The 7,713-nt window shown below is 54.5% G+C and carries 8 protein-coding genes; 6 read left to right on the top strand and 2 right to left on the bottom strand.

All coding sequences use genetic code 11. From position 1 onward, the window contains the following. Positions 1–105: 105 nt before the first annotated feature. Together ACSSVY_RS22375 and ACSSVY_RS22370 are read right to left on the bottom strand one after the other, a co-directional pair. Positions 106–876 carry an enoyl-CoA hydratase/isomerase family protein gene (locus tag ACSSVY_RS22375; protein WP_454272231.1) on the bottom strand — a complete coding sequence of 257 codons (771 nt, stop codon included), beginning with the start codon at positions 874–876 and terminating at the stop codon, positions 106–108. Between the two features lie 72 nt (positions 877–948). After that, positions 949–1,839, bottom strand: coding sequence for a cyclase family protein (locus ACSSVY_RS22370; protein WP_454272229.1), 891 nt, complete (start codon positions 1,837–1,839; stop codon positions 949–951). Between the two features lie 245 nt (positions 1,840–2,084). Here ACSSVY_RS22370 and ACSSVY_RS22365 point away from each other — a divergent pair, with 245 nt between their 5' ends. The 6 genes from ACSSVY_RS22365 to ACSSVY_RS22340 all read left to right on the top strand — a co-directional run bounded on the left by ACSSVY_RS22365 (position 2,085) and on the right by ACSSVY_RS22340 (position 7,521). After that, positions 2,085–3,266 (top strand): ABC transporter substrate-binding protein, encoded by a 1,182-nt coding sequence (locus ACSSVY_RS22365; protein WP_454272227.1) that lies wholly within the window; start codon positions 2,085–2,087, stop codon positions 3,264–3,266. Between the two features lie 79 nt (positions 3,267–3,345). Next, positions 3,346–4,206, top strand: coding sequence for a branched-chain amino acid ABC transporter permease (locus ACSSVY_RS22360; RefSeq protein WP_454272225.1), 861 nt, complete (start codon positions 3,346–3,348; stop codon positions 4,204–4,206). Continuing rightward, entirely contained in the window at positions 4,203–5,141 is a 939-nt protein-coding gene (locus ACSSVY_RS22355) for a branched-chain amino acid ABC transporter permease (protein WP_454272224.1), read from the top strand. The genes ACSSVY_RS22360 and ACSSVY_RS22355 overlap by 4 nt, the downstream gene beginning before the upstream one ends. Further along, entirely contained in the window at positions 5,131–5,919 is a 789-nt protein-coding gene (locus ACSSVY_RS22350) for an ABC transporter ATP-binding protein (protein WP_454272222.1), read from the top strand. Before ACSSVY_RS22355 ends, ACSSVY_RS22350 begins: the two co-directional genes overlap by 11 nt. Then, positions 5,900–6,628: an ABC transporter ATP-binding protein gene (locus tag ACSSVY_RS22345; RefSeq protein ID WP_454272220.1), complete on the top strand. Its 729-nt coding sequence runs from the start codon at positions 5,900–5,902 to the stop codon at positions 6,626–6,628. Before ACSSVY_RS22350 ends, ACSSVY_RS22345 begins: the two co-directional genes overlap by 20 nt. Before the next feature lie 65 nt (positions 6,629–6,693). Then, complete coding sequence (locus ACSSVY_RS22340) at positions 6,694–7,521, top strand: IclR family transcriptional regulator (RefSeq protein WP_454272218.1); 828 nt, start codon at positions 6,694–6,696, stop codon at positions 7,519–7,521. Positions 7,522–7,713 lie beyond the last annotated feature (192 nt).

The following is a 7,713-nucleotide window of genomic DNA, read 5'->3' as shown; positions in this document are numbered from 1 at the left end:
CGCATTCCAGACCTTTGCGGAGCTTGCAGCATAATTCTGTCCGCAGATCAGGCTATGCCGACATTGGGCAAAGTTTGCGACGGAACCTCATGCGAGTCCTTCCTGTTAGCGACCGGCCCACTGGGGCTCGCGCTTTTCACGAAAGGCGCGGGGACCTTCCTGTGCATCTTCGCTGGCATAGACCGGCTCATAGATTCGCTTGGCTTCGACAAGGCCAGCCTCCAGGCCGCGTGACATCGTTGCATGTATACTGGCCTTGGCCGCGAGAACCGAGAGCGGTGCGTTGTCACGAATACGTTGCGCCACTATAAGAGCGCGCGCGCGTACCGCGTCTGGTGTCGGCTCGATGAAGTTGACGAATCCCAATGCATGAAGGCGTTCGACCGCTATCATTTCGCCGCACAGTGTCAGTTCTTTGAGGATCGCTTCGGGGAGTTTCCAGACCAGAGGCATCGCCCATGGCGATCCGCGCCCGATCTTGCTTTCGGGGATGCCGCCTTTGGTGCCGACTAATCCAATCCGCAAATCGCAGTTTAGCGACAGCATCATCCCGCCCGCTGCGAAATGGCCTGTCATCGCAGCGATCAACGGCTTGCGCACCTTCAGCATGTTGCTGTGATGGGGGTCGCGTATAAGGGACAGCACGTCGATTCCCTTGCTTTCCTTAATTTCGGCGGCTTCCTTCAGGTCCATCCCTGCACAGAACGTGCCGCAGTCAGCCGAAGTCAGAACGGTGACACGGATCCGGTCGTCAGCCCCGATTTCGTCCCAAAGATCGGTGAGAGCATTGGACATGGCGACCGTTAGCGCGTTGCGCTGGTCCGGGCGATCGATGGTGACGGTCAGGATGCCTTCTGTCAGGTCGGTTTTGAGCATATGTTATTTACCTTGTGGTCGTGAATGTGGTGGAGTGTTTGTCAATCTCTGATGGGGGTGAGGTTTGTCTCGTCACAAGAGAGCAATTGGGCGTGCAGGTGTGCCGGTTGCCCCTTTGATGCGGATCGCAAGCATCACAAAACAGGTTATTTTGCGGCCAGACTTGGCGAGTGCATCCAGATCCATATTTTCGATCAAATAGACACCACACTCGACCAGCGTATGTTGATGCACCGGCATTGAGATTTTCGGGTCGGTTCCTGGAATCACCTCGATGGCCAAATTGTCGGCTCCGATCGCAATCACACCTGCTTCTGTCAGATACTGGGCGGCATCGAGGTCGAGACCGGGTTCGGATTTTACGTATTTTATTGCATCAGCGCGATAAAACTGGCCCCAACCAGTACGGATCAACGCGACATCGCCCGCCCCGATGCGCGTACCCGTTGCGGTTTCGGCGTCTTGTAGCATTTGCCGGGTAACAACCTGCCCCCCTTCAAGTGATGTTTTGCCCTCGGTCGCTGCGACATCCAGCAAAACGGCCCGCGCGACGATAGCAGGAATCATATCCGCGCCCAGATCGTAGAGACCAAGATCACCGACCACCTCGTCGGCAGAGCGCCCGCCGTACATCTGTTGTCCGGCAGTAAAATGTCCAAGCGAATCGATATGGGTGCCAGCGTGGAATGTCATCGTGGCATGTTCGAGGTTCACGCCGGGATCATTGCTTACTCCCTTGCGCTGTAGCGCACGAATAACACCCTGTGCTGTTGTCCAGAGGTTCATCAAAAAGGGTGGCTGCACACTGGAAAAATGCGGCGCGTGGGGTCGAAGTACCTGACCCAGTTCCATGACTGCGCCGGTCTTGGCCAGTTTCAACGCTTCAAGTCGATCGGTGTCGCTGATCAAGGCGGCGCGGCCCACAAACCCGTTGGCTTCGCAGCTCTCATAACTGTGCTTCATGGCGATTCCTGTTCTTGTGGCTGAAATAGACCGCTCTTTTCGAGAATTCCGCGCACCGCGACATTTCTCTCACCCCTCCATAAACGGGCAGATTCAAAAAAATGCCCTCGCTCACCGTCTTTTAGCAAGGTTTAGGTTGCTAAAGCCAGAAATATGTTCATTCTGCGGAACATGTTTTCGATTTTTTTCGTGCCAAGGCGTGGTCGGATCATCGAGAGCAAACGATATCAAAGGGAGGATAGACGATGAAACTCAATAGATTTAAGCGCCTTGCCGCGACTATCGGCGGCGCCGTAGTGGCTCTGAGCATGGGATTTTCTCCGGCACTGGCCAAGGAAACATTGGTTATTGGGACGATCAGCGCGCTGAACGGGCCGGGCTCAGAATGGGGCCGGGGCGTTGATGCGGGCACAAGAATTGCCGTCACTGAAATCAACAATAACGGCGGTCTGGTGGTAGGTGATACGACCTACACGATCGAAGTGAAATCATATGACGACGGCTACAAGCCTGCTGAAGGTGTGGCTGCCGCGACCCGGTTGATCGAACAGGACGGCGTGAAGTTCATTCTTGGGCCACTCGGGTCTGCATCGGCGCTGGCTGTGAAGCCGATCTTTGAGGAAAAGGGCGTTCTCGCACTGATGAACAGCTATTCTCCTCAAACGCTGGCCAACAACCCGAAATATGTTTACCGGGTGTTGCCGACGAGCGTGGAATACGTTGACCAGATTGTCGGGTGGGTGAAAGAAAACAAATCCGATCTGTCAAAGGTGGCTGTCATCTCACCAAACGATCAGACCGGTTGGGACAGTCAAAAGACGCTGGTCGAAGCCTATGGCGAGGCTGGGTTTGAGATCGTCGGCAAAGAGCTGTTTGAGCGGTCTTCGGTTGATTTCCAGTCGATCATCACGCGGTTGATGGCGACCTCACCTGACATCATTGAACTCGACACCACACCGTCCAGCACTGCTGGCCTGATTATCCGCCAAGCGCGAGAGCTCGGCTTTGAGGGACTGTTCGTCAAAATCGGCGGGCCGGGTGTTCCGGCTATCGTTGAAGCGGCTGGCAAGGAGTTTGCTGAAGGCACAATCGTCTATGCTGCAGCCGACACATCATCGAAGAAATACAAGTGGATGGAGGAAGAATACGCCAAGATCTACAGCCCTCCGATGAACGCGTTCAACGTGTTTTTCTATGATGCGGCGCATCTTCTGTTTGCTTCGATGCAGAAAGCCGGAACGGTTACGGATGTGGACGCCGTGCGTGATACGCTTGTCGAGATGACACCCTTTGACGGCGCGCAGGGCACGCTGGTTTGGGGCGGAATGGAAGACTACGGCAACAACAATCAGTTGATCGTACCTACCTTCATCGGACGGATCTCTGATGGTGAAGAAAAGATCATCGATCGCATCGACGCCAATTGATACCGGCAATCGCAATAGGTACCGGGCTCTGTAGGGTTCGGTACTGTCTGACGTGGTTTGCCCCCAACGGAAACTTCCTATGTTGCAGCTTTTGATTCAAATTCTAATGAACGGTCTCATGATGGGGCTGGTCTATATCATGATGGCGTTGGGTTTTACGCTGATCTTCGGGATCATGCGCATCGTGAACTTCGCACATGGTGAATTCTACATGCTTGGCGCAATGGCCGTCATGCTTTTGTTTTCTACGCTTGGAATCAACTATTTCGTTGCGGTGCTAGTCGCGGCCCTCATGGTTGCTGTGGTTGGTATGTTGATCGAGCGTCTGCTGTTACGTCAATTCGTTGGACGTGAACTCAACGGAATGATCATGACTCTCGCCATTGCCATCACCCTGAAGGCTGGTGCGACAATCATCTTTGGGCCTCAGGAAATGTCGATTCCTCGCCCCGTGAGCGGGGTCACTAATATTGCCGGTATCCTCATTCCGAATGACCGGATGTTGGTTGGCGCCATCGCCATTGCAATTTTGGTGTTGTTCTATTTCTTCCTACGCTATGCTCGCGCCGGGCTTGCGATGCGTGCCGTGGCGCAAGACTGGGAGGCCGCCGCGTTGCAGGGCATCCGGCCGCAGCGGATCTATCTTTTGTCTTTCGGGATTGGTTGCGCGCTGGCTGGGCTCGCTGGTGCGCTGATGGCCCCTATCTATACTGTCAGCCCCTTCATCGGCGAAGTGCCGATGCTGAAGGCTTTTATCGTCGTCATCCTGGGCGGTTTGGGTAGCTTGCCCGGTGCAGTCGTCGGCGGCTTGCTTCTCGGGGTGGTTGAGGCAGGTGTCGCGACGTTTATCAATACAACAGTGGCGACAATGATCTCTTTTGCGCTTGTGGTCGTGATCTTGCTATTCCGTCCCGCAGGTCTAATGGGGCAATCACGATGAACACTTGGAAAATTCTTGCCGGCCTCGTTCTGGCCGTGGCCCTGATTGTATGGCCCTTCGTTATTGAAAACCGTTTTCTGATCCATATCGGGACGATGGTTTGCATGTACGCTTTGCTCGCACTCAGCATGAATCTAATGCTTCGGATCGGGCAGTTGTCGCTGGCGCATGGGGCGCTCATGGGGATCGGGGCATATACGTCTGCCTTGGTAATGATGTCACTCGGCTTTCCCTTTGTCGTCGGATTTCTGCTCTCCGGGGTCGTCGGCGGCTTGGTTTCGCTGATTATCGGGCCAATTCTGCTTCGTATTCGCGGCGTTTATTTTGTCCTGCTGACATTTGCATTTGGCGAGATTGTCCTGCTGACATTTATCGAATGGGTAGATGTGTTCGGAGGTGTAAACGGGATTTTCGGCGTGCCACGCGCGCAGATTTTCGGATACGTGATCAAGGACAGATCGCTCAGTTATCTGATGGCGTTGGCGATGGCTGCCGGCGGGTTCTTTTTGCTGCGCGCACTCTATCGCAGTGAATTCGGCGCCATCATGGAAACACTGGAAGATGACGAAGAACTGGCCCGTTCGCTTGGCGTGAATGCCATGGCATACCGGTTGGCCGTGTTTGTGCTCAGCGGGGCAATGGCTGGTTTTGCAGGTGGGTTCTATGCCAGCTATTTTACCTTTGTTTCACCGGGAGCATTCAATTTCTGGGCCGCGGTCAATCTGATCGTGATCAACGTTCTGGGCGGGATCGCATCGCCTGTCGGCGTGATGCTGGGGGCATTAATTCTTGTGCCGTTACCCGAATTGTTTCGGGACGCGGTGCAGTATCAGGTGCTGTTCTATGGGCTTGCGTTGATTGTGTTTCTTAAATTTATGCCGGATGGTCTTTATGGATTGATCGGTAAAATGCGGGGGAAACGAGATGACCGATAACCCAAACATGCTGGAACTCTCCGGAGTGACGAAGCAGTTCGGCGGGCTGACCGCAATCGGTGATGTCAGCTTCTCAACTCGCAAGGGCGAAATCTTCGGGATCATCGGGCCGAATGGCGCAGGTAAAAGCACCCTCTTTAACCTGATCACTGGCACCTATCCCGCGACCAGAGGCGATATAACATACAAAGGCGAAAGCCTCACGAAGCTTGGTCCAGAAGGCGTTGCTGCAAAGGGAATTGTCCGCACATTCCAGTCCGCGACCGTTTTTGGCAACAAGAGCCTCCAAGAGAATATCCGGCTCGGATATTTGTTCGGCCAGCTATCGGTGCCTCGGCGTTTTGCGGATCGTTCATTGCTGAGCAGCGCACGCGCAACGGCTGAAACGGTGACCGATGATGTCTTATCGTTCTGCGGTCTTGCTGATGACCGTGAGCGAATCGCCGGAGAGCTTGCGTATGGGGTGCAAAAAACTCTTGGCGTTGCGATGGCGATTGCTGCCGGACCTACGCAAATGTTGATGGACGAACCGGCCGCCGGCTTGAATCCTGTCGAAACGCAGGAGATGGGAGAACTCATCCGCCGTATTCGTGCCGAACGCGGTATCGACGTGGTTTTGGTCGAGCACGATGTCGGCATGGTTACGCGTATTTGTGACCGCATCCTCGTTCTGGATCGCGGCCAAGTGCTTGTCATTGATGTGCCTGAAGCTATACAAAAGCACCCCGATGTTATTGAGGCTTACTTAGGAGCTGACATTGACCTTCATCAAGTTTGAAAACCTGTCTGTCCATTATGGGCCTATCAAGGCCGTGGATAATCTGAATATCGAGGCCGAAAAAGGTTCGGTCATATGTATTCTAGGGGCCAATGGTGCCGGAAAATCGACCACTCTGCGCGCCTTCTCCGGACTCGTCAAACCGTCGTCGGGTCGTATCCTTCTGGACGGAAACGACGTGACGGGCCTGTCGTCAGACCAGATGGTGGAGCGTGGCGTCAGCATGTCCCCGGAGGGGCGGCGGCTTTTTCCTGATATGACGGTGGGTGACAACCTGCGGCTCGGGGCCTATCTCAACGGTACGCGGCAGTCCCGGAAATCCGATATGGAACGCGTTTTTTCCTATTTTCCGCGTCTGCGCGAAAGAATTGGTCAACGCGCCGGCAGTATGTCAGGTGGCGAACAGCAAATGTGTGCGATCGGTCGCGCGCTGATGAGTAATCCGCAGGTCTTGCTTCTGGACGAACCCTCTCTCGGGCTTGCTCCGATCATGATCGCGGAAGTGGCGCGCATTGTTCGGACTATCAACGCAGAAGGGATAAGCGTCGTGATCGTCGAGCAGAACGCACGTCTTGCGTTGCAGTTGTCAGACTACGGTTATCTGCTAGAAACGGGCCGCACAGTGTTGGAAGGACCAGCAAAGAAACTTCAGCATGACGAGCACGTCAAAACCGCGTATCTAGGGGGGACAATGGCCGCGACATCCTAAGTCGACTTAAATGTCCACAATTTTAACCAGGGTAGTTAGTGCGGTGGATTTGAAATGGATTGCCGATGACTGAACAGCCCTCAACCGCCACCCCGCAAGCCACGGGTAAACCGGCTCAGGTTTCGACGGATCGGGCCTTTGTTGTCGCTCTGGGAAAAGGGCTGAGCATTCTCGAAGTATTCACGCCTGAATCGATCTGGCTTGGAAACGCAGAAATAGCAGAACGGACAGGTATTCCGAAACCAACCGTTTCGCGGTTCAGCAAGGCACTGATCGCCTCCGGTCATCTCTATTACTCACCACGCCGACGTCAGTACCGGCTCGGCGCCGGCGCTCTGACGCTGGGGTATGCAGGGCGTGCAGGCAACAGTGTTACCGACGTTGTGCGCGGCTATCTGCAAAGGCTCGCAGATGATTTCAACGTACATGCGGCTCTGGTAGGCCGCGACAAGACCAATGCCATTCATCTAGAAGTTTGTCATAGCTCGAACACGCTGATGACGCTGCAACTGGAAATCGGATCGCGTATTCCTTTGGCCGGGACCGCCACTGGGCACGCACTGCTGGCGCGAGTCCCTGAGCAAGAGCGTCAATTTCTATACGGCTATCTGGCGCTTCGCCACGGAGAGCTCTGGGAGAAATTAGAGCCGCTAGTTGCGAAAAGCATAGAAGACATCGCCAGATCTGGCTTTACGTCCTCAACCCATGGTTGGCAGAGTGATATCAACGGAGTTGCGGTACCGATCGTTGCCGAAGGGGAATCTCCGGTGCTGGCTATTTCTTGTGGTGGTCCAAGCGGTCACCTTACACCTGAAAAAATGGCGATTATCGGCGAACGTCTGGTTGAGGACGCGGCCAAGATCATGGACGCTCTTTCCAAAAAGTACACCTGATCGAGACGGGTAAATCTCTAAAGCGTTTTGCATCTAGTATCCACGCCCTGGAGCAAACCCTCCGACTTCCAGTCGGACCTGCTTCAGCGTGAAAGAAGGTTCTGTCGCAAAGTTTCCGGGAGTTCTTCCTTGTCTTTGATTTTGGCGCTACATCGGGCAAAAACCAAGACTAGGTTCGGTACGGATGACAGT

The organism is Roseovarius sp. MBR-51, assembly GCF_053628575.1.
Note: the sequence above shows the minus strand (reverse complement) of the source record. Positions and strands in the feature narration are given on the sequence as shown.

Excerpts from the sequence above, each read along its gene's own strand:
- ACSSVY_RS22375 (WP_454272231.1), bottom strand. The coding sequence starts at position 876 with ATGCTCAAAACCGACCTGACAGAAGGCATCCTGACCGTCACCATCGAT.
- ACSSVY_RS22370 (WP_454272229.1), bottom strand. The coding sequence starts at position 1,839 with ATGAAGCACAGTTATGAGAGCTGCGAAGCCAACGGGTTTGTGGGCCGC.
- ACSSVY_RS22365 (WP_454272227.1), top strand. The coding sequence starts at position 2,085 with ATGAAACTCAATAGATTTAAGCGCCTTGCCGCGACTATCGGCGGCGCC.
- ACSSVY_RS22360 (WP_454272225.1), top strand. The coding sequence starts at position 3,346 with ATGTTGCAGCTTTTGATTCAAATTCTAATGAACGGTCTCATGATGGGG.
- ACSSVY_RS22355 (WP_454272224.1), top strand. The coding sequence starts at position 4,203 with ATGAACACTTGGAAAATTCTTGCCGGCCTCGTTCTGGCCGTGGCCCTG.
- ACSSVY_RS22350 (WP_454272222.1), top strand. The coding sequence starts at position 5,131 with ATGACCGATAACCCAAACATGCTGGAACTCTCCGGAGTGACGAAGCAG.
- ACSSVY_RS22340 (WP_454272218.1), top strand. The coding sequence starts at position 6,694 with ATGACTGAACAGCCCTCAACCGCCACCCCGCAAGCCACGGGTAAACCG.